The sequence below is a fragment of the Kitasatospora sp. NPDC029312 genome, from assembly GCF_055569215.1.
The window spans coordinates 32,681-54,073 of record NZ_JBVHXY010000035.1 but is presented as its reverse complement, the minus strand read 5'-3'; the positions used below and the strand labels follow the sequence as shown (position 1 = coordinate 54,073).

General features: G+C 73.0%; 20 protein-coding genes. 14 read left to right on the top strand and 6 right to left on the bottom strand.

What is annotated here, in order from left to right; all coding sequences use genetic code 11:
• Positions 1-13: 13 nt before the first annotated feature.
• Positions 14-781 carry a 3-oxoacyl-ACP reductase FabG gene (fabG, locus tag ACZ4WV_RS25760; protein ID WP_465750652.1) on the bottom strand — a complete coding sequence of 256 codons (768 nt, stop codon included), beginning with the start codon at positions 779-781 and terminating at the stop codon, positions 14-16.
• Positions 782-1,198: 417 nt separating this feature from the next.
• On the opposite strand from fabG, the gene ACZ4WV_RS25755 reads away from it, so the two are divergent.
• A complete protein-coding gene (locus ACZ4WV_RS25755; protein WP_465750601.1) occupies positions 1,199-2,065 on the top strand; it encodes a MarR family winged helix-turn-helix transcriptional regulator in 867 nt (288 codons plus the stop codon).
• Between the two features lie 171 nt (positions 2,066-2,236).
• Here ACZ4WV_RS25755 and ACZ4WV_RS25750 read toward each other — a convergent pair whose 3' ends face one another.
• Positions 2,237-3,100 carry an aldo/keto reductase gene (locus tag ACZ4WV_RS25750; RefSeq protein ID WP_465750599.1) on the bottom strand — a complete coding sequence of 288 codons (864 nt, stop codon included), beginning with the start codon at positions 3,098-3,100 and terminating at the stop codon, positions 2,237-2,239.
• Positions 3,101-3,520: 420 nt separating this feature from the next.
• Here ACZ4WV_RS25750 and ACZ4WV_RS25745 point away from each other — a divergent pair, with 420 nt between their 5' ends.
• The 12 genes from ACZ4WV_RS25745 to ACZ4WV_RS25690 all read left to right on the top strand — a co-directional run bounded on the left by ACZ4WV_RS25745 (position 3,521) and on the right by ACZ4WV_RS25690 (position 15,776).
• Positions 3,521-5,281, top strand: coding sequence for an ABC transporter transmembrane domain-containing protein (locus tag ACZ4WV_RS25745; protein ID WP_465750597.1), 1,761 nt, complete (start codon positions 3,521-3,523; stop codon positions 5,279-5,281).
• 55 nt (positions 5,282-5,336) lie between these two features.
• Positions 5,337-7,109: an ABC transporter ATP-binding protein gene (locus tag ACZ4WV_RS25740; RefSeq protein ID WP_465750595.1), complete on the top strand. Its 1,773-nt coding sequence runs from the start codon at positions 5,337-5,339 to the stop codon at positions 7,107-7,109.
• 142 nt (positions 7,110-7,251) lie between these two features.
• The gene (locus tag ACZ4WV_RS25735; protein ID WP_465750593.1) at positions 7,252-7,497 is read left to right on the top strand and encodes a lipopolysaccharide assembly protein LapA domain-containing protein; all 246 of its coding nucleotides are present in this window, start codon (positions 7,252-7,254) and stop codon (positions 7,495-7,497) included.
• A gap of 56 nt (positions 7,498-7,553) precedes the next feature.
• A complete protein-coding gene (locus tag ACZ4WV_RS25730; protein WP_465750651.1) occupies positions 7,554-8,273 on the top strand; it encodes an amino acid ABC transporter ATP-binding protein in 720 nt (239 codons plus the stop codon).
• Positions 8,274-8,282: 9 nt separating this feature from the next.
• On the top strand, positions 8,283-9,206 hold the full coding sequence (locus tag ACZ4WV_RS25725; protein WP_465750591.1) for a glutamate ABC transporter substrate-binding protein: 924 nt from the start codon (positions 8,283-8,285) through the stop codon (positions 9,204-9,206).
• A gap of 12 nt (positions 9,207-9,218) precedes the next feature.
• Positions 9,219-9,863, top strand: coding sequence for an amino acid ABC transporter permease (locus ACZ4WV_RS25720; RefSeq protein WP_465750589.1), 645 nt, complete (start codon positions 9,219-9,221; stop codon positions 9,861-9,863).
• Positions 9,860-10,729, top strand: a complete 870-nt coding sequence (locus ACZ4WV_RS25715) for an amino acid ABC transporter permease (RefSeq protein ID WP_465750587.1) — start codon at positions 9,860-9,862, stop codon at positions 10,727-10,729. The genes ACZ4WV_RS25720 and ACZ4WV_RS25715 overlap by 4 nt, the downstream gene beginning before the upstream one ends.
• Before the next feature lie 125 nt (positions 10,730-10,854).
• Positions 10,855-11,760: a LysR family transcriptional regulator gene (locus tag ACZ4WV_RS25710; RefSeq protein WP_465750649.1), complete on the top strand. Its 906-nt coding sequence runs from the start codon at positions 10,855-10,857 to the stop codon at positions 11,758-11,760.
• A 76-nt stretch (positions 11,761-11,836) separates the two neighbouring features.
• On the top strand, positions 11,837-12,418 hold the full coding sequence (locus ACZ4WV_RS25705) for a cysteine dioxygenase family protein (RefSeq protein ID WP_465750585.1): 582 nt from the start codon (positions 11,837-11,839) through the stop codon (positions 12,416-12,418).
• 14 nt (positions 12,419-12,432) lie between these two features.
• The gene (locus ACZ4WV_RS25700) at positions 12,433-13,527 is read left to right on the top strand and encodes a YeiH family protein (protein WP_465750647.1); all 1,095 of its coding nucleotides are present in this window, start codon (positions 12,433-12,435) and stop codon (positions 13,525-13,527) included.
• A gap of 150 nt (positions 13,528-13,677) precedes the next feature.
• Complete coding sequence (locus tag ACZ4WV_RS25695; protein ID WP_465750583.1) at positions 13,678-14,499, top strand: spermidine synthase; 822 nt, start codon at positions 13,678-13,680, stop codon at positions 14,497-14,499.
• 209 nt (positions 14,500-14,708) lie between these two features.
• On the top strand, positions 14,709-15,776 hold the full coding sequence (locus ACZ4WV_RS25690) for a TetR/AcrR family transcriptional regulator C-terminal domain-containing protein (RefSeq protein WP_465750581.1): 1,068 nt from the start codon (positions 14,709-14,711) through the stop codon (positions 15,774-15,776).
• Between the two features lie 106 nt (positions 15,777-15,882).
• Here ACZ4WV_RS25690 and ACZ4WV_RS25685 read toward each other — a convergent pair whose 3' ends face one another.
• The 3 genes from ACZ4WV_RS25685 to ACZ4WV_RS25675 form a co-directional block, all read right to left on the bottom strand.
• Positions 15,883-17,760, bottom strand: a complete 1,878-nt coding sequence (locus ACZ4WV_RS25685) for a hypothetical protein (protein ID WP_465750579.1) — start codon at positions 17,758-17,760, stop codon at positions 15,883-15,885.
• Positions 17,761-17,900: 140 nt separating this feature from the next.
• Complete coding sequence (locus ACZ4WV_RS25680) at positions 17,901-18,800, bottom strand: TetR/AcrR family transcriptional regulator (protein WP_465750577.1); 900 nt, start codon at positions 18,798-18,800, stop codon at positions 17,901-17,903.
• Between the two features lie 119 nt (positions 18,801-18,919).
• Entirely contained in the window at positions 18,920-19,438 is a 519-nt protein-coding gene (locus ACZ4WV_RS25675; RefSeq protein WP_465750575.1) for an NUDIX hydrolase, read from the bottom strand.
• 131 nt (positions 19,439-19,569) lie between these two features.
• Here ACZ4WV_RS25675 and ACZ4WV_RS25670 point away from each other — a divergent pair, with 131 nt between their 5' ends.
• On the top strand, positions 19,570-20,790 hold the full coding sequence (locus ACZ4WV_RS25670; protein WP_465750573.1) for a serine hydrolase domain-containing protein: 1,221 nt from the start codon (positions 19,570-19,572) through the stop codon (positions 20,788-20,790).
• A gap of 33 nt (positions 20,791-20,823) precedes the next feature.
• Here the strand turns inward: ACZ4WV_RS25670 and ACZ4WV_RS25665 are convergent, their stop codons facing one another.
• Positions 20,824-21,147 (bottom strand): nuclear transport factor 2 family protein, encoded by a 324-nt coding sequence (locus ACZ4WV_RS25665; RefSeq protein WP_465750571.1) that lies wholly within the window; start codon positions 21,145-21,147, stop codon positions 20,824-20,826.
• Positions 21,148-21,393 lie beyond the last annotated feature (246 nt).

Here is a 21,393-nt window from a genome sequence, read left to right as displayed (position 1 = left end):
GTAGGTTCAGTGCTCAGTCGAGGGGGCCGCCCGCGACGTAGATCACCTGGCCGGAGACGAAGCCGGCGCCCTCGCTGGCGAGGAAGGAGATGGTGTGGGCGACATCCTCGGGCTCACCGACCCGCTGGACCGGGATCTGAGAGGCTGCGGCCCGCTTGAAGTCTTCGAAGTCCATGCCGACCCGGGCCGCGGTGGCCGCCGTCATGTCCGTGGCGATGAAGCCGGGGGCGACCGCGTTGGCCGTGATGCCGAACTTGCCCAGCTCGATGGCCAAAGTCTTGGTGAAGCCCTGCAGCCCGGCCTTGGCGGCGGAGTAGTTGGCCTGGCCGCGGTTGCCCTGGGCCGATGAGGAGGACAGGTTGACGATGCGGCCGAATCCGGCGTCGACCATGTGCTTCTGCACCGCGCGGGTCATCAGGAAGGCGCCGCGCAGGTGGACGTTCATGACCGTGTCCCAGTCGGACTCGGACATCTTGAAGAGGAGGTTGTCACGGAGCACGCCCGCGTTGTTGACCAGCACGACGGGGGTGCCGAGCTCGGCCACCACGCGGTCGACGGCCGCCTGGACCTGCTCGGCGTCCGAGACGTCGGCGCCGACGGCCAACGCCCGGCCGCCGGCGGCGGTGATCCGGTCGACGGTGTCCTTGCCGGCGCTCTCCTCCAGGTCCAGCACCGCGACCGCGTAGCCGTCGGCGGCCAGCCGGACGGCGGTGGCGGCGCCCAGGCCGCGGGCGGCGCCGGTGACGACGGCGACCCGGGTGGTGGTGCTCCGCTCGGTCATGCTCGCTTCGGTCATGCTCGCTCTCGTCTCTCTCGGGGGTGCCTCCGGGGAGTGCCCCCGGAGAGGGTGCCCACACCCTACCGGCGAGTAGGGAAGGCGACCAGGGTGGAGAGGCGCAGGTGACGGTCGGTAAGGACCGGCCGGTCGGCTTTCTGCTGAGAACGGGTTACTGCAAGGCGTTGGCAGCGCGTAAATATGCCAATGTCGCCGAACCTGCGTCTACTATCCGCCCCTGCCTGCCAGCACGGGCCCGCCGTTTGTATAGTGTCCGCCAGCAGCCACCGGCTGCACGGCTGGAGCGCCCTCCCTCATAGCTGGACGCCCACTCGCCGTTACTGCCCCACCCGGGTGTCCCACACACACCGGGTGTGACATCGGGACGGATACATGGTGCTGGGGGAGATCCCGACAACCCGCGTGTCCGCGCGACTGCAGCAGTCGCCCGGACACCTCATTCGCGTCGCACAACAGGTCCACACCCGACTGTGGTCGGAGCACGTCGGAGCCGATCTCACGGCTCCACAGTTCGCGGTCCTGCTGGTGCTCGCCCTCGAACCGGGCGCTGACCAGCGGACGGTGGGCGAGCGTGCCTCGCTCGACAAGGCCACGATGGCGGAGATGGTGGCGCGGCTGGTCCGCCGTGGCCTGGTGCTGCGACGGCGTGATCCGGCCGACGGACGCCGCAAGCTGCTCGCGCTCTCGCAGAGCGGCGCGCAGGCGGTGCGCGAGGCCACCGGCGGGGTGGTCCGCGTGCAACGCGTGCTGTTCGAGCCGCTCAGCCCGGACGAGCAGGTCGAGATCGTCCGGGTCATGGCCAAGATAGCCAGGCTGGAGCCCGCCGCGGTCGCGGTCTTCTCGGACGCGCGGCCGATACTGGACGCTCAGCGCGCGATCGGCTACCTGATCAGGGTCGGCCAGCAGGTGCACACCAAGCTCTGGTCGGAGCACGTCGGCGCGGAGCTGACGGCCCCCCAGTATGCCGTGCTGGACGCGCTGGAGCTGGAACCGGGCGCGGACCAGCGCACGGTCGGCGAGCTGGCCTCGCTGGACAAGGCCACGATGGCCGAGATGGTCAGCCGGCTGGTGCGGCGCGGACTGGTGCAGCGCCGGCGCGACCCCTCGGACGGTCGCCGCAACCTGCTGTCGCTCTCCTCGGCGGGCCAGGACCTGCTGCACCGGTCCGCCGCGGGTGTGGCCGAAGTCCAGCGGCTGCTGCTCGCGCCGCTGGCGGAGGAGGAGCACGAGATGGCGCTCGCGCTCCTCGCCAAGGCGGCCAGGCTGTAGGCAAAGCTTCCGTAACGCCAGCCAAAACGATTCGCCAACAGATCCGAGGGCTGAGGTCCACGGCCGTCGGTGAGTTCGGGCACGCCGAAGTACCGCCCTTCCCTGTCCGGGACGGGCGGTACTTCGGTATGACGGGCAGTCGGCCGGAGCCCGCCCTGGCGGGGTCGGGCGTCAGTAGTCGAAGCCCTGCGGGTCCGGGCCGATCCGCTTGCCGGTGGCGACGGCGGCGATGGCCGCCATGTCCTCGGCGTCCAGCTCGAAGCCGGTGACGTTCAGGTTCTCCCGGATGCGGGACGGGGTGACCGACTTCGGGATGGCGATCACGCCGCTCTGCAGGTGCCAGCGGAGCACCACCTGGGCGACCGTGCGGCCGTGCTTCTCGGCGATCTTCACCAACGCCGGCTCGGCCAGCAGCTCGCCGCCCTGGCCCAGCGGGCTCCACGCCTCGGTGGCGATGCCGTGCCGGGCGTGGAAGGCGCGTAGCTCCTCCTGCGGGAAGTACGGGTGCAGCTCGACCTGGTTCAGCACTGGGACGACCGAGGCCTCCTCCACCAGCCGGGTGAGCTGCTCCGCGCCGAAGTTGGAGACGCCGATCGACTTGACCCGGCCGTCCGCCTTCAGCTGCTCCAGGGCCTTCCAGACGTTCAGGTAGGTGCCGTGCATCGGGCGCGGCCAGTGGATCAGGTAGAGGTCGATGTAGTCGAGGCCGAGCTTGGCCAGCGAGGCGTCGAACTCGCGCAGCACCGCGTCGCGGCCCTGCTCGCCGGACCAGTCGCGGGTGCCCGAGTTCCACAGCTTGGTGGTGACGTAGAGGTCCTCACGGGTGACGACGTTGTCCGCGAGGGCCTCGGCGATCGCCGCGCCGGTGCCGGCCTCGTTCTCGTAGACCGCGGCGGTGTCGATGGAGCGGTAGCCCGCCTCGATCGCGGTGCGGACGGCGGCGGTGGCCTCGCCGTCGGGGACCTGCCACACGCCGAAGCCGAGCTGGGGGATGCTAGCGCCGTCGTTCAGGGTGACGCTGGGGATGTTGCTCACGGGAAGGGATGCCCTCTCCTGGTCGTCTCTGGTTCCAGCGGGGCCAACTGGCACCCGGAGACGATTGTTCCCTCCGTTCGGGCGAATCCCCGGCGACGCTCCAGGGCGGCGTGGCGGAACGCGGGCGGTCCGCCGGAAAACCTGTTGCGTGGATCACATCGCGCTTGGCAGGCTCGCCGACATGACCTCCTGAGATCCGGCCCCTTCGTGCCCCACCCGTGTCAGTCCGGCCGCTGCCGCCGGACTTGGGGACCTTGCCGCGCCCCCTGCGGTGTCGCTTCGCCGCGCGGTTCGGCGCGCCGTCGGTTCCTCCCCGTACCGGCGCCCCCCGCGCTCACCTTTACGCGTCCGTACGTCCGCACGTCCACGCCTCCGCACGTCCACGCCTCCACACCTCCGCACCTTCCGCATCGGAGTGTCATGCCGCTCACCCCCCTGCCACTGGCCGACCCCGGCAGTCCTGACCTCTCCTCACCCCTGGCCTTCCTCCGCTGGCTGCAGCGTGCCCAGCGGCGGGGGCAGATCCGCGCCACCTGCTGGGCGCTGCTCGAGTTGGGCTCCCAGGCCGCGGTGGCGGTGCCGCTCGGGCACGGTGTGCAGGCCGCCGCCGACGGCGACGCCGGCGGGATCTGGCGGGCCGGCGCACTCGCGCTGCTGCTCTCCGCCACCGCCGCACTGGGCACCGTGCTGCTGCACCGGCAGGCGGTCTGGAACTGGATCCACGCCGCTTGCCACGTACGGCAGTTGGTGGCTAAGCAGGCCTCGCACCTCGGGGCCGGCCTGTCCCGGCGGATCGCCACGGGGGAGGTGGTCGCGGTCGGCAGCGGGGACGTCGAGCGGATCGGATGGTACGTCGAACTGGTCGCCCGGGTCCGGGCCGCGGTGATCGTCTGGCTGTCCGTCAGCTCGGTGGTGCTGGTGGTCGAACCGGTCCTCGGGATCGGGGTGCTGCTCGGCGTCCCGGTGCTGGCCGCCTCGGTCTGGCCGCTGATCGGGCCGTTCGAGCGGCGTTACGAGGAGCAGCGCGGGCTCGGCGGCAAGGCCACCGAGCTGGCCGCCGACACCGTGGCGGGGCTGCGGGTGCTGCGCGGCATCGGCGGCGAGGAGCTGTTCCTGGAGCGGTACCGGGCGGCCTCCCAGAAGGTCCGTGCGGCGGCCGTGCGCTCCGCTCGCCTCTCATCTCTGATGCAGGCTCAGCAGATCCTGCTGCCGGGCCTGTTCGTCATCGGGGTGACGTGGTTCGGCGCCCGGCTGGCCGCCTCCGGCGAGCTCGACGTCGGCACCCTGATCGCGGTGTACGGCGCGACCGCCTTCCTGGCCGCACCGCTGCGGATCCTGGGCGAGGCGGCGCACGCGTGGAGCGTCGCCAGGGTCTCCGCGGGGCGGGCCGTGCGGGTGCTCTCGCTCGGCCGCACCGCCGGCGCGGCCGACGCCGCACTGACCCGGCCCGGCAAGACCGACCTGCACGACCCGGTGACCGGGCTGATTGCGCGGGCCGGCGAGTTGACCGCGGTGGTCTGCGGGGACCCGGACTTCGCCGGGGCGCTCGCCGAGCGGCTGGGCGGGCACGTCCCGCTGCCCGAGGGGGAGCGGGCGCAGCCCTCCGTCCGGCTCGGCGGCACGGAGCTGGACGCGGTGCCGTTGCCGGAGGCCCGGTCGGCGGTGCTCGTCCACGACAAGGAGCCGGTGCTGCTCTCCGGCACGCTGGCCGAGCTGTTGGACGTCCCCTCCTCCGGGCGGGTGTCGGCCGCCGAGGCGCTGGCCGCGGCCCACTCCGAGGACGTGCTGGAGGCGCTCGCGGACGGCTCGCCGGACTGCGGAGGCGACCCTCTGCTCGCGCGGATCACCGAGCGCGGGCGCTCGCTCTCCGGCGGCCAGCGCCAGCGGCTGGCCCTGGCGCGCGCGCTGCTCGCCGACCCGCCGGTCCTGGTGCTGGACGAGCCGACCAGCGCGGTGGACGCCCACACCGAGTCCCGGATCGCCGCCGGGCTGCGGGACATTCGGGCGGGGCGCACCACCGTGGTGTTCGCGACCAGCCCGCTGCTGCTCGACCAGGCGGACCGGGTGGTGCTGCTGCGCGACGGCCGGGCGGTCGCGGCCGGCCGGCACCGCGAGCTGATGCGCACCGAACCGGCCTACCGGGCCGTGGTCACCCGGGACGAGGAGGCGGCGTCGGTATGAGCGCCGGTACGAGCACTGCCGGCGACCGTCCGGCCCGACGAGCGAGGAGTACGTCGTGAAACCCCCCGTCCATCAGGAGCAGGGACCGGCCACCACCCTGCCGGTCGGCTCGCCGGCCGCCGTGCGCGGGTACCTGGGCCTGCTGGCGCGGCGCCACCGGGGCGGGTTCGCCGCCGTGGTGGGTCTGCACTCGATGGCCACCGTGGCCGGGCTGGTCGGGCCCTGGGTGCTCGGCAGCCTGGTCGAGTCGCTGGCCACCGGCACCGCCGGGGCCACCATCGCGGTGGCGGTCGGCTGGTACCTGCCGGCCCTGGCGGTGCAGTCCGCGTTCACCGGCTGGTCGCGGATGCGCGGGGCCGTGCTGGGCGAGCGGGTGCTGGCCGACCTGCGCGAGGACTTCCTGGTCCGCTCGGTCGCGCTGCCGACCGGCGTGCTGGAACGGGCCGGCACCGGGGACCTGGTCTCCCGGGGGACCACCGACATCGACCGGCTGGACAAGTCGGTGCGCGAGGCGGTGCCCGAACTCGCCGTCGCGGTCGTGTCGTTGCTGCTGGTGCTCGGCGCCCTGCTGGTCACCTCACCACTGCTCGCGCTGACTTCGCTGGTCGGCTTGCCGCTGCTGCTGGCCGGCTCCCGGTGGTACTTCCGGCGCGCCCCGCAGTCCTACCGCAACGAGTCGGCCGGGTACGCGGCGGTGAGCAACGTGCTGGCCGAGACGGTGGACGCCGGGCGGACGGTGGAGGCGCTGCGCCTGGGCGAGCAGCGCGTCCGGCTGACGGAGCGCAAACTGCGCGAGTGGCTGGCCTGGGAGCGCTACACCCTGTGGCTGCGCTCGGTCTGGTTCCCGACCATCGAGGCGGTCTACGCCTCGGCGGTGGTGACCACCCTGGTGGTCGGCGGGCTGTGCACGCTGAAGGGCTGGCTCACCGTCGGGCAGTTGACCACCGGCGTGTTGTACGCCCAGCTGCTGATCGGCCCGGTGGACCTGATCCTGCGCTGGTACGACGAGCTGCAGATCGGGCAGGCCTCGCTGGCCCGGCTGGTGGGCGTCCACGAGGTGCCGGAGCACGAGGGCGAGGAGTCGGCCTGTCCGCAGGGCCGCCGGGTCGAGGCCAAGGACGTCCGCTTCGGCTACCGCGAGGGTGCGGACGTCCTGCACGGGATCAGCCTGGACGTGGCCCCGGGCAGCCGGGTCGCGCTGGTCGGTCCGTCCGGGGCGGGAAAGTCCACCCTCGGGCGGCTGTTGGCCGGGATCTACGCGCCGGGCCGGGGCAGCGTCACCCTCGGCGGGGCCGCGCTGTGCCGGATGCCCGCCGAGCGGGTCCGGGCGGAGGTCGCGCTGGTCAACCAGGAGCACCACGTGTTCGTCGGCACCCTGCGGGACAACCTGCGGCTGGCCGCGCCCGAGGCGGACGACACGGAACTGCGGGCCGCCCTGGAAGCGGTGGACGCCGGGGCCTGGGTGGACGCCCTGCCGGAGGGGCTGGACACCGAGGTCGGCTCCGGCGGTGCCTCGCTGACCCCGCCGCAGGCCCAGCAACTGGCCCTGGCCCGGCTGGTGCTGGCCGACCCCCACACCCTGGTGCTGGACGAGGCGACCTCACTGCTCGACCCGCGCGCCGCCCGGCACCTGGAACGCTCGCTCGCCCGGGTGCTGGAGGGCCGCACGGTCATCGCCATCGCCCACCGGCTGCACACCGCGCACGACGCCGATGTGATCGCGGTGGTCGAGGGCGGGCGGATCAGCGAGTACGGCAGCCACCCCGAACTGGTCGCGGCCGGCGGTCCGTACGCGGCGCTCTGGCGCTCCTGGCGGGACGAACGGTAGCGCTTCGGGGGCGTGCCGCCGCCACACCGGGAGGGAAGATCGGTAAACCGGCACCGGGCCGGATTGCCCCGTGCGGGTTACTCCCAGGCCCGTAAGGGCGCGTAACCGGGCAAACCGCCGCCCCGGCCAGCAGACTGCTCCGGTGACCAAGATTTCGGACGGCTCGTCCCGACCCCAGCGCAGCGAGATCGGCGGGATCCCCACGCGATACATCGGGATCGGCGTCATCGTCATCCTCGCGGTGTGGTTCCTGTTCGCCAACCTCGACAAGGTCAAGATCCAGTTCTGGGTGTTCACCGTCACCGCGCCGCTCTGGATCGCCCTGCTGGCCACGCTGATCGCGGGCGCCGTGCTCGGCTGGCTGCTGAAGGGGCGGCGGCTCCGGTGACCACCGACCCCCCACCGGCACCGACCGGTTCCACTGTCTTCACCCCGCTGATCGAGATGCGCGGGGTCGACAAGCACTTCGGTGACCTCCACGTGCTGCGCGACATCGAGCTGACGGTCGGCCGCGGCGAGGTCGTCGTGGTGATCGGCCCGTCCGGCTCCGGAAAGTCCACGCTGTGCCGGGCGATCAACCGGCTGGAGCCGATCGAGCGCGGCACCATCCTGATCGACGGCCGGCCGCTGCCCGCCGAGGGAAAGGGCCTGGCCAAGCTGCGCGCCGAGGTCGGCATGGTGTTCCAGTCCTTCAACCTGTTCGCGCACAAGACCGTGCTGCAGAACGTCTCGCTCGCCCAGATCAAGGTCCGCGGCCGCTCCAAGGGGGAGGCGGACGCCAAGTCCCGCTCGCTGCTGGAACGGGTCGGCCTCGCGACACAGGCCGACAAGTACCCGGCCCAGCTCTCCGGCGGCCAGCAGCAGCGCGTCGCGATCGCCCGGGCGCTGGCGATGGACCCCAAGGCGCTGCTCTTCGACGAGCCGACCTCGGCGCTCGACCCCGAGATGATCAACGAGGTGCTCGACGTCATGCGCCAACTCGCCAGCGAGGGCATGACGATGGTCGTGGTCACCCATGAGATGGGCTTCGCCCGGGCCTCGGCCAACCGGGTGGTGTTCATGGCCGACGGGCGGATCGTCGAGGACCGCGCCCCGGAGGAGTTCTTCAGCGCCCCCGAGAGCGAGCGCGCCCGGGACTTCCTGTCCAAGATCCTGAAGCACTGAGGCGGCGCCGTGACCCGTCAGACGACGCCCCCCGCGCGTGCGCGCTTCGGCGTGCGCGCCGCCGTCCTGCTGCTCACCGCCCTCGCGGCCGGCTGCGGCAAGGCCGGCACCCCGCCGCCCAAGGGCCCCCAGCCCAGCGCGCTGCCCAGCTACCAGGTGCAGGACGCCACCTCGATCACCGGCTCGCCCACCCTGGACACCGCCCGTGCCCGGGGCCGGCTGGTGGTCGGCGCCAAGGAGGACCAGCCGTACCTGGGCCAGAAGAACCCGGCCACCGGCGTGTACTCCGGCTTCGACATCGAGATCGCCAAGATGGTCGGCGCGTCGCTGGGCTTCGGACCGGACCGGATCCAGTTCAAGACCATCGCCTCGGCCAACCGCGAGACCGCGCTGCAGAACGGCCAGGTCGACTACTACGTCGGCACCTACACCATCAACGACAACCGGAAGAAGCTGGTCGGCTTCGCCGGGCCGTACTTCATCGCCGGGCAGTCGCTGCTGGTGCGCAAGAACGACGACAGCATCCACGCGCCGCAGGACCTCGACGGCAAGAAGGTCTGCTCGGCGTCCGGCTCGACCCCGTACCAGCGCATCCAGTCGCAGTACCCCAAGGCCCACCTGATTGGCTATGACAGCTACTCGGCCTGCGTGGACAACCTGATCACCGACCAGGTCGACGCCGTCACCACCGACAACGCGATCCTGCTGGGCTACGCGGCCAAGGTGCCGGACGAGCTCAAGGTGGTCGGGCCGCTGTTCTCGACCGAGCCGTACGGCATCGGGACGCCGAAGAACGACACCGTGCTGCGCACGGCCCTGGACGACGCCCTGGCGAAGCACGAGCAGAACGGCGACTGGAAGAAGGCCTTCGAGGCGACCCTCGGACTGTCCGGGGAGCCCGCGCCCACCCCGCCGCCGATCGACCGGTACTGAGAGGGCCGCGCCGTGAAAACGCTGACCGACAACTGGTCGACCTACTGGGACGGCTTCCTCGGCACGCTCTCGCTGTTCGCGGTGAGCGCCGTGCTGTCACTGGTGCTGGGCGTGCTGATGGCGGGCTTCCGGGTCTCCCCGGTGCGGCCGCTGCGGGTGTTCGGGACGGTGTGGGTGACGGTGCTGCGCAACACGCCGCTGACCCTGCTGTTCTTCATCGTGGTGCTGGGCCTGCCCCGGTTCGACATCACCCTGCCCTTCTACACCTTCGCGGTGCTGGCGCTCGGCTGCTACACCTCGGCCTTCGTCTGCGAGGCGATGCGCTCGGGCATCAACACCGTGCCGTCCGGGCAGGGTGAGGCGGCCCGCAGCCTGGGCATGAGCTTCGGGCAGACGATGAGCCTGGTGGTGCTGCCGCAGGCGTACCGGTCGGTGGTGGCCCCGATCGGCAGCGTGATGATCGCGCTGGCCAAGAACACGGCGATCGCCGGCTCCTTCAGCGTCACCGAACTGCTGGGCACCTACCGCACCATCAACGAGCTGGGCTACAGCATCATCTGGACCTTCGTCTGGATCGCCGTCGGCTACCTGATCATCACCCTGGCCATCAGCGCCGTCTTCAACCTGCTGGAACGACGAGTGGCGGTGTCCCGATGACCGTTGGATCCTCGGCGCTGTACGACATCCCCGGGCCGAAGGCGCTGGCCCGCCACCGGCTCTACGGCGGGATCGCGCTGCTGCTCATCGCGGCGCTGATCGGCTGGATCGTCTACATGCTGTTCCAAACCCACCAGTTCACCTCCGCCAAGTGGGAGCCCTTCGAGTACCGGGGCGTCCAGGACCTGCTGCTGCGCGGACTGGGCAACACCCTGAAGGCCTTCGGCTGGACGGTGCTGTTCGCGCTGCCCTTCGGCGCGCTGTTCGCGGCCGGGCGGCTCTCCGACCACCGGGTGGTGCGCTGGTTCGCCACCCTGGTGGTGGAGTTCTTCCGGGCCATGCCGCTGCTGGTGATGATCTTCTTCGTCTTCGTCGCCCTCAAGGTGCAGCCGCTGTGGGCCCTGGTGGCCGGGCTGGTGCTCTACAACGGCTCGGTGCTGGCCGAGGTGTTCCGGGCCGGCGTGCTCGCGGTGCCCAAGGGCCAGCGCGAGGCCGCCTACGCGCTGGGCATGCGCAAGACCCAGGTCATGACGTACGTGCTGGTGCCGCAGGCCAACCGGGCGATGCTGCCGGCCATCATCAGCCAGCTGGTGGTCGCGCTCAAGGACACCTCGCTCGGGTTCCTCATCACCTACGAGGAGTTCCTGCACGCGGGCAAGCTGATCGCCACCAACCTGGACTACGACCTGCCGTTCATCCCGGTGGTGATGGTGGTCGCGCCGATCTACATCGGGATGTGTCTGCTGCTGTCCTGGCTCGCGCGCTTCGTCGAGCGGCGCAGCCGACGCAGCCCGAGCGTGCGGGGCGGGGCGCCGGTGGCGAAGGCCGAGGTCGCGATGGGGTTGCCGCCGTCGGCGCAGCAGTGAGCCGGTTGGTTCGAGACTGAACCATAGGTGCGAATGAGTCTCGGGTCGGCACCTCCAAATTCCTCTTATGATTGCCGGGGACAGCGGGAAGAGGAAGACGACCGGGCGGAGGGGCCATGGAGCCGGTGTTCGACTCGCGGCACATCAGGACGTTCCACGAAGTGGTCCGGGCCGGTTCCTACTCGGCCGCCGCGCGGGAACTCGGCTACACCCAACCCGCCATCACCCAGCAGATGAAGGCCCTCGAACGCAGCGTCGGCGTCCCGCTGTTCACCCGCGCCGGACGCGGCCTGCGGCTCACCGAGGCCGGCGAGGCGCTCTCCCGGCACGCCGAACTGATCCTCGGCAGCCTCTCCGCCGCCCAGCAGCAACTCGCGGCGCTCGCCCGGCTGCGCGCCGGCCGGGTGCGGGTCTGCGCCTTCCCCAGCGCCAACGCCACCCTGATACCCGAGGCGATGGCCCGGCTGCTCGCCGAGCACCCCGGAGTGCGGGTCGAACTGCTGGAGGCCGAGCCGCCGGACTCCGTCCAGCGGCTGCTGCGCGGGGAGTGCGACATCGCGCTGGCCTTCCGCTACCCGGGCGCGGCGACCGAGGTGCCGGACGGCCTGGATGAGATACCGCTGATGGAGGACCTGCTCACCGTGCTGCTGCCGGTCGGGCACCCGCTCGGCCGCCGGCACGCCGTACGGCTCGCCGACCTGGACGGCGAGCGCTGGATCGCCGGCTGTCCGCGCTGCCGGGCCAACCTGCTGCACGTCTGCGCCGAAGAGGGCTTCGCACCCGACATTGTGTTCTCCACCGACGACAACCTCGCGGTGCAGAGCCTCGTCGCCGCCGGGGTCGGGATCGCCCTGATGCCCGCCCTGGTGCTCTCCTTCATGTGCCACCGCAAGGTCACCGGACGGGCCGTCGAACCGCACCTGCGCCGCCAGGTGAGCGCGTACGTGCTCAACGAACACCGGCGGATCCCGGCCACCGGGCTGGTGCTGGACCACCTGCGGCAGGCGGCGGCGAGCCGGGTGGGCTGCTGAACCATAAGGGCTAGTGGGGGTATCGCTTAGGAACCCTCCTTGGACGTGATAGGTCGCCAGGTCCGAACCTGCTGCCATGACCATCCACGCCACGGTCGGCACCGACCGGCTCACCGAGCGGATGACCGCGCTGATCAGTGAGATCCGCGCCGTCGTGGACCGCGGACTGCCCCCCGAACTCACCGCCTACCTGGTCGGCGAGCGCCTCGCCCCCCACCTGCTCGCCGACCCCGACGGGCCGGACGCGCTGCTCACCCCCGCCCAGTGCGAGGGCGACCCGCAGCGCTACCGCCAGCACGTCCTGCACGCCGAGGAGGACGGCAGCTTCTCCGTCGTCGCCCTGGTCTGGCTGCCCGGGCAGCGGACCCCGATCCACGACCACGTCTCGTGGTGCGTGGCCGGCGTCCACCAGGGCCAGGAGAGCGAGACCCGCTACCGGCTGGTCTCCGACGGGCGCAGCGCCCGGCTGGTCGAGACCGAACACGTGGCCGGCCCCGCCGGGACCGTCGCCGCCTTCGCCCCGCCCGGCGACATCCACCTGGTGCGCAACTCCTGTAGCACCACGGCGATCTCCATCCACGTGTACGGCGCGGACGTCTCGCGGCTGGGCACCAGCATCCGGCGGATCTACCGGCTCCCCGCCGACCAGGAGCGGTGAGCGGCGGCGTGGCACTGACCCTCCGGGAGCGGGCCGCCCGCACCCGTTCACTCCCCCCGCTCGGCGGGGACGCCCCCGGGCTGCTGCTCGCCGCGGCCGGCGTGGCCGCCGCCCTGGGCGTCCACGCCGTCGTCCCCGCCGTGCCCAAGCTCACCGCCGCCGTCGTGCTCGGCATGGCGGCGGCCCACCTGCCCGGGCTGCGCCCGGTGGTGCGCGGCGTCGCCCGGCCCGGGCTGTCCACGGCCGGCAAGCGGCTGATGCGGGTCGGGATCGTCCTGCTCGGGCTCAAGCTCAGCCTGGACGACGTGCTCGGCCTCGGCTGGGCCACCGTCGCCATGGTGCTCACGGTCGTCATGGCCACCTTCGCCGGCACGATGTGGCTCGGCCGCAAGCTCGGACTGCCCGGGGACCAGCCGCTGCTGGTCGCCACCGGGTACTCGATCTGCGGCGCCTCGGCGATCGGCGCGGTCAGCCAGGCGGCCGGCAGCGAGGAGGAGGACGTCGCCTCCTCGGTCGCGCTGGTGACCCTGTGCGGGACGCTGGCGATCGCCGTGCTGCCGCTGCTCCAGCATCCGCTGGGGCTCGGCGGGGTGGAGTTCGGGCGCTGGGTCGGCGCGAGCGTGCACGACGTCGGGCAGGTGGTGGCCACCGCGCAGACCGGTGGGGCGGGAGCGCTGCGCGAGGCCGTCCTGGTCAAGCTGATGCGGGTGATGCTGCTGGCGCCGCTCGTCGCGGGGGTGGCCGTCGTGGTGCGGCGCAACGCGCGCGGGGCCGGCGGGGCCGGGGAGACCTCGGGCGCCGGGGGGGATGCCGGGGGTGCGGGGGCTTCCAATGCGAGGAGCGGCCGTCGGCCGCCGATCGTGCCGCTGTTCGTAGCCGGGTTCCTCGCGATGATCGTGCTGCGGACCACCGGGGTACTGCCCGACCGGGCGCTCGGCGTGGCCGGGGACGCGCAGGAACTGTTGCTCGCCGCCGCGCTGTTCGGCCTCGGCAGCGCCGTGCACCTGCCGACCATGATGCGCACGGGTGGGCGGATCGCACTCCTCGGCCTCGGGTCGTGGGTCGTCGTCGCGGGCGTGTCGTACGCGGGGGTGCTGCTCACGACGTGAGGGGCGGAGCGCGGGCGTGCCTCGGTGGCGGCCACGGTGCGGTGGGGCTCACGGGATCAGCGGGCCCGGTCGGTGGGAGGGCGGTTATTGTCGGGCGCGTGATCGTACGCACCGGTACGGTCCTGCTACCGAGCACGTCGAGGAGGACGCATGACCACCGCACTGCCCCAACGGGACGGCCACGAGGCCGTCGTCACGCTCGACCGACGGGAGGGGCCGTTCGGCGAGGTGGTGCTGCGGCAGCGTGGACGACACTACGAGATCATCGCCAACGGCTGCTTCCTGATGGACACCGCCGACGGGCGCTCCGAGCGGCTGCTGATCCAGGCGGCGCTGGACGCGCTGGTCGCGCCGGGAGCGCCGGGAGCGTCGGACGTGTCGGACACGGTGGGAGCGTCGGACGCGTCGGACGTGTCGGACCGTATGGGGTGGACCGGGGAGGGCGCCGCCGGTGGGGCGGTCACCGGGCCGGCGGTGCTGATCGGCGGGCTCGGGGTCGGATTCTCGCTCGCGTACGCCGTGGCCGAGCCGCGCTGGGGCCGGATCGCCGTCGTCGAGCGGGAGAGCGCGATCATCGACTGGCACCGCAACGGCCCGCTCGGCGCCTTCTCCGGCGGCGCGCTGGACGACGAACGGGTCACGGTGCTCCACACCGATCTGCTGGAGTACCTCGCGGCGGCGGACGGCGAGCGCTACGACGCGCTGTGCCTGGACATCGACAACGGCCCGGACTGGACCGTCACCGACTCCAACAACGGACTGTACGGCGCGGACGGGCTCGCGGTGCTCTGGCACCGGCTGAGGCCCGGCGGGGTGCTGGCGGTGTGGAGTGCGCAGCCCTCCTCGGCCTTCGAGGAGGCGCTGCGGGCGGCCGGCTTCTCCGATGTCGCCACGCACGAGGTCCCGGTCAGCAGGGGTGTGCCGGACGTGGTGCACCTGGCGCGGCGGGCGGGTCAAGGGGCCTGGGCCTGACGCGCTCGTGGGCCCTGTTCGCCCTGGTGTCGGCCGGACGAATTCGGTGGCTGGGTGGGGCCGTTGTGTGCGGTGGCGGCCAACCGGCGGGAAGGCTGCGCTGGTTGGGCTGTGCCTGCTGGGCTTCCCGAACGGCGGTGCCCGAACGATCGGGCGCGGCCCGGCGGATGGCCGGCTGCTAGCGTGGGCGGTCACGGTGCACTAGTGCGGTGGTCGAGCGGGCGGTGGTGGGTGTGGTGGAGCAGGGGACTCCTTCGGAACGGATCGCGGCTGAGCTGCGGCGGCGGATCACGGCGGGGGAGTTGAAGCCCGGGGCCCGGGTGCCGTCCACCCGCCGGATCACTCAGGAGTGGGGCGTGGCGATGGCCACCGCGACCAAGGTGCTCACCCGGTTGCGGGAGGAGGGGCTGGTCCGGGCCGTCCCGGGGGTGGGAACGGTGGTGGCGGCTCCGCCTGCGGCCGCCCAGGTGCCCGCGGCGGCCCGAGAGGCCGGGCGGCCGTCGGGCGCGGTGCCGGGGACGCCGGGAGGGTCGGGTACCTCGGTGGTGCGGCGGGTTCGCGGCGGAGAACGGGAGTTGAGCCGGGAGCGGGTCGTCGCGACGGCGGTCCGGGTGGCCGACGCGGAGGGGTTGGCGGCGCTGTCCATGCGCCGGGTCGCCACCGAGCTGGGCGTCGCGACCATGTCGCTCTACCGTCATGTGCCCGGCAAGGACGAGTTGTTGCGGCTGATGACGGACCTGGTCTTCGGGGAGCAGCCGTTGCCCGACCCACCCGCGCCGGGTTGGCGGGCGGGGCTGGAGGAGGTCGCGCGGCTGCAGTGGCGGATCTACCGGCGGCACCCGTGGCTGGCGTCCACGATGTCCTTCACGCGGCCGGTGCTCGCGCCGGATGCGGCGCTGCACACCGAGCGGTCGATGGCGGCGCTCGCCGGGCTGGGGCTGAGCTCGGAGGAGATGGCCCAGGCCGCGGTCTCGCTGGCGGCCTTCACCTGCGGGCTGGCCATCCACTTCGAGCGGGAGGCGCAGGCCGAGCAGGACAGCGGGATGTCCGCGGACGAGTGGATGGACCGGGTGGACGACGAGGACCACGACCGGCTGATGTCCGATCCGCGGTTCCCGATGTTCGACGCGCTGAACCGCGGGCCGGACGTCGATCTGAGTCTGGAGGCGCTGTTCGAGTTCGGCCTGGTGCGAATGCTGGACGGGGTGGCGGCGCTGATCGAGGCGCGCCGGGGCGGCGGCGATGCGGGAACGCGAACGGGAACGGGTGTCAGGTGACAACTAACAACTAACAGATTTCAGCGAACAAAATCTGAAATCTGTTAGTTGTCATCTGTTACCTGTCGTTCGTCACCTGCTCTGTCGCCGATCCGCCCGTCGTCCGTCAGCCGAAGGGCCGGTGCTCCGGTGCCGCATCGGCCTGGTCTTCCGGCTCCGGTTCCTCCGGGGCCCCGCTCGAGGACTCCGTCATGCCGAAGGGGTCGAAGTCCGCGGGCGGAATCAGCACCGGCGTGCCCTTGCGCGGGCCCGGCTCCACGTCCGTCCCCGGGGTGTCCGCTGCGGCCTGGGCCGGGACGATGGGCGGAACGGAGGGCGGCGGCGGGACGGTCGGACCGGCCGCGGCGACGGTGGTGCCGAACGGGTCCGCCTTCTGCTCGGCGGCGATCGTCGTGCCGAACGGGTCGGGAGTCGCGGCCGCCCGGGCGGGCTGCGTGGTCGGCTCGTCCGGGGCCCCGCTCGAGGACTCCGTCATGCCGAAGGGGTCGAAGTCCGGCGGCGGGATCAGCACCGGCGTGCCCTTCGGCTCTTCGTCGACCACCGAACCGGCGGCACCCTCGGCGGCCGTCTCCTCCGCCACCGGGGCGAACGGGTTGAAGTCTGCGGGCGGGATGCGCACCGGAGTGCCACGCAGGTGCACCGGCGTCTCCTCCGCCCCCTCCGCCAGGGGCGCAGTGGCTGGCGCGGACACCGGTACGTCCGGGGCGGCCGGCAGCGGAACGGTCTCTGCCGTCGGCAGGGGCGCGCCGGCCACCGCGCTCGCCACTCCGCTCGGCACCGAACTCACCGTCGCGCCCGCCGCACCACCGGCCGCCGCGACCGGCTCGCCGTCCCAGCCGAACTCGATGCTCTTCAGCAGCTCCGCGAACGCCTCCGTGTACAGCTCCCAGTCCTCCGGCCGCGCCGTGGACAGCTGGGCGCACAGCACCGTACCGCCGTCCGGCAGCGGGACGAACGCCTCGACGACCGAGGTGACCACCCAGCGCCGCTGTCCGTCGGCGGCCAGCGGTCCGGGCACCGGGACGGTCCGCCCCTCGACCAGGACGGCGGCCGGACCGGCCGGCAGCAGGACCGTCCACACCTCGGCGTGCCGCCGTACGGTGGCCAGTTCGGTGGCGAGCGCGGTGATCGGCAGCGGGTGCCGGGCGAGCGAGATGACCAGGGTGGCCTCCGAGGCTCGTCCGTCCACCTCCAGGGCGCACACGCCCGCGTAGCGGACTCCGGCGCCCTGGATCAGGTCGGTCAGGGTCGCGGCGATCACCGCGAAGTCGCGGCGCGGGGCCGGGCCGGTGGCGCTGAACAACTCCTCGGCGACCTCGGCCAGGTGCCAGGTCAGCTCGGCGGCCGCCGCCGCGGTGGTCCGATCGCCACCGGCGCCGCCGACACCGTCCGGAAGGGCGGGCACGGTACGGGCGGAGGCCCCGGCGGGCCCGCCGGGGGACGTCAGCGCGTGGAAGCCCGGCGGGACGACCAGGCGGACCTCGGCGCCCGCGCCGGTGGCCAGTTCGACGGGCTGCCGGGTCTGCTGCCCGGCCGCCAGCGCGGCCAGCGCCGGGGCGAACGGCGGGCGCAGCTTGGCGTCGGCGAACTCACCGGTGACCGGCAGCTGGAACAGGGCGGCCGAGGTGGTGCCCCGGTCCGCGATGGCGCCGCGCACCGCTCCGCCGCCGTAGCGGTTGTGCAGCGCGGTCGTCACCCGGTCGGCGATCGGAACGCCGGTGCCCGGGCGGGCGGTTCCGGCCGTGGTCACCGTGCCGAGCCGGTCGAAGGCCTCGTGCACCGGTCCGTTGGGCGCCAGCCGCAGGCTGAACAGGGCCTCGGTGGCGGGGTGCCGCGCCGTCCGCAGGGCGCTCAGTGAGGCCGCCGGGTGGCGCGAGGTGTGCTCGTCGAAGAGGGCGTCGGTGAGCGTGCCGAGGGTCGAGCAGACCTGCTCGGCCGCCGCGAAGGGGTTGGCCTCCGCGCTGAACTGGACGTCCTGGGTCAACTGGTGAGCCCCCCGCTCTGCTCCGTCTGCCGTCGGTGGTTTCGGGTGGGACCGGGCCCGCCCGGGCGGCGCGCCGTCAGATCCCTGCCCATTCCTATCAGAGCCCACCGTCGTCGCCGAACCGCAGGATCACCCGATGATCATTCGCCGCCGGGCCGGGTGGAACCCTCGGTGGCCCGAGCGGATGCGGGCACCCCCGCAGCCGGTGCTCCCGCAGGCGGCGTTCCGGCTTCCGGCGCTCCGGCGGCCAGCGCCGTGACCGCGTCGAGGATGCCGGGGACGGTGAACAGCCCGGCGAGGTCCTGGACCAGGCGCCCGGTCGGTCCGTCCGGCCGCTCGTCGGCGAAGAAGGAGGCCAGTTCGGTGGCGAGGGCCGGCTCCCGGGCCGCGGTGAGGGTGAGCGCTGCGACGAACTCCTGCACCAGGTGCAGTTGCAACTCCTCCAGCGGCACGGAGCGCTCGGCCAGCCACTCCAACGAGGTGATCTCGGCGTTGGCGATCCAGGCCCGGACGGTGAGCCGCAGCCCGGGGCTCGGCCGGGGGATCGCCAGGTGGCTCAGGATCTGGTCGTGCGCGGCCCGGCGCACCTCGTCGATCACCGCCGAGGTGCCCGCACTGGCCGCCACCGAGCCGCCCCGCAGCAGCGCGGCGAAGCCCGGACCGTGGCTCTGCACGAAGTCGAGGTAGCGCCCCATCACCCGGTACAGCCGCTCCGACAGCGGCCCCTCCATGGGCTCCTCGAAGCGCGCCGACAGCTCCCGCCCGGCCCGCCGCAGCGACGCCTCGTACAGCGCCTGCTTGCCGGGGAAGTAGTGGTACACCAGCGGCCGGGAGGCGCCCGCGGCGGCGGCGATGTCGTCGATCGACACCTCCTCCGGAGGTCGCCGGCTGAACAGCTCGAGCGCCACGGCGATCAGCTGCTCCCGCCGCTCGTCCACGCTCAGCCGCCGGCGCGGCCGCTCACCCGAGGCGCCCCCGCCGGGTGCGGCGGCGGTCCGTGCTGCGCGGTCGGCCGTCGGCGACGGCGTACGGGAGGCCATGGGCGCCACCCTATCCGGCACTCCCGCTCCGGCCCATGCGCCCTCGGCCCACGTCTGCTCGGCCGCGTCCCCTCGACCTGCCTCTCCTCGGCACGACTGCTCGGCCGCGTCCCCTCGGCCTATGCGGCGCGCAGCTCCAGGTAGCGGCGGTAGGCCTCGCGGCCGTCGATGACGAAGGTGTCGCGGGTGAGGCGCTCGGCGAGTTCGCCCGGGGTGAGCCAGGCGTGCCAGGCGACCTCGGACTCCTGCGGGGAGACCGGGCCGTCCCAGTCGGCCTCGTACACGTTGCACCACCAGGAGAGCCGGCCGCCGTCGGGTTCGCGGAAGAGGAACTTGAACAGGGGGCGCGGGGCGATGCCCCGGACGCCGCGTTCCTCCTCGGCCTCGCGGACGGCGGCCTCGGCGTAGGTCTCGCCGGAGCCGACCACACCGCCGACGAACATGTCGTACGCACCGGGGGCGAACAGCTTGGTGTCGGTGCGGCGGTGGACGAAGATCCGGCCGGCCGGATCGCGGACCAGGATGAACACGCACCGGTGGATCAGCCCCCGCCGGTACACCTCCCCGCGCAGTGCGGTCCCGATGACCCGGTCGTGCTCGTCGACGACGTCCAGCAGCTCCTCGGAAGGGTTGGTCATGTCCCACAGGTTAGGGTTTCGGGGCCCGCTTCGAACGCGGGATCGATCGATCGGGCGGACACCGGGGATTCGGGTGGACACCGAGGAACGGGTCCGGACGAGCGGTCCGGACGGGCGGAGGGCGGCGCGCGATGGTGGAGATCTGGGGCGAGACGGCGGAGGGGTTCGAGCCGGTACGGGCGGCCTTCGCCCGGAACTTCGCCGAGTACGGCGAGCTCGGCGCGGCCTTCGCGCTGTACGTGCGCGGCCGCAAGGTGGTCGACCTGTGGGGCGGTGACGCCCGGCCCGAGGTCGGCGGGCGGCCCGCGCCCGCCGTGCCGTGGACGGCGGACACCGCCCAGGTGATGCGTTCCGTCACCAAGGGCCTGACCGCGAGCGCCGCGCTGCTGCTCGCCGAGCGCGGCCTGCTCGATCTGGACGCGCCGACGGCCTCGTACTGGCCGGAGTTCGCGGCGGCCGGCAAGGGCGACGTGCCCGTGCGCTGGCTGCTGTCGCACCAGGTCGGGGTGCCGGCGCTGGACGTGCCGCTGCGTCTGGAGGACGTGCTGACCTGGGAGCGGGCCGTCGACGCGGTGGCCGCGCAGGAGCCCGCGTGGAAGCCCGGGACCGCGCACGGCTACCACCCGTACACCTTCGGCTGGCTGGTCGGCGAGGTGGTGCGGCGGGTGAGCGGTCGGACGATCGGACAGTACTTCGCCGAGGAGATCGCCCGGCCGCTCGGGCTGGACCTGTGGATCGGGCTGCCGGCCGGCGCCGCGCCCCGGGTCGGCAGGCTGGTCGACCTGCCCGCCCCGGAGGCGGCGCGAACCGGCCCGAGCGGGCTGCGGCTGCGGCCCAAGCAGTCCGTCCGGGACGCCTACCAGGACCCGACCTCGCTGACCGCCCGGTCCTTCGCCTCGGTCCTGCCGGGGGTCGACCTCAACGACTCGGCCGTGCAGGCCGCCGAGATCCCCGGCGCGGGCGGCATCGGCACCGCCCGTTCGCTGGCCCGGTTCTACGCGGCGCTGATCGGCGCGGCCGACCGCCCGGACGACTCCGGCGCCCTGCTGCCGCCGCTGCTCGGCGCGGAGACGATGGCCCGCGCGGTCGGGCCGGTGGTGAACGGGCCGGATCGGGTGCTGATCGTCAACTCCACGTTCGGCCTCGGCTTCTGGCGGCACGGAGCGACCGCCCCGATGGCCTCCCCGGCGAGCTTCGGCCACCCGGGCCGGGGCGGCTCGCTGGGCTTCGCCGACCCGGATCTCGGGCTGGGGTTCGGGTACGTCACCAACGGCATGCAGCCGGGGGTCACCGGGGACGTCCGCTCGCGCAATCTGATCCGCGCGGTGCGGGGGTGCCTGGGGCTGTCCTGAGGGGCGGCCGGCTTGGGACAGGCCCCGGTCGGTCTACGCCTGGCCGGTCTCGAAGCGGCTGATCTTCCCGTCGTCGACGGTGAACCGCCAGGCGGTGCGCATCTCGCCCCAGGTCTCGTTGGTGAAGTTGGCGACGAGGGCGCGGCCGCCGTTCGACTCGGTCTGGACGTCCATCCGGCCGTTCGGGCCGAAGATCTCCCGGTCGATCCAGTCCCGCAGGTCGCGGTCGGAGCCGTCGTCGGACATGGTCGCGTCCGGTGTCAGCAGCGCGAGGAAGGCGTCGCGGTCGCCCGCGTTGACGGCGGTGACGAAGGCGCGGACGGCGGGGTCGGTGAGCTTGGCGGGGGCGATGGTCATCGGCCGGGACTCCCAACGGGGACGGGCGGACTGGGGAGTCCTGTCTACGGCGTTCGCGCGGAGCGTCCGGGCATGTCGGCGGCGCGTCGGCAAAATCGGGGGATTCATGTGCTTATGATCCCGAAACAGGCGATTTTCCTCATGAGCCCGCCACGGGGAGTGGCGGGGGGGGGGGGGGGGGGGGGGGGGGGGGGGGGGGGGGGGCGCGGCTTCTTCCCCGCCCCGCGCGAGACCACCACCCCACCC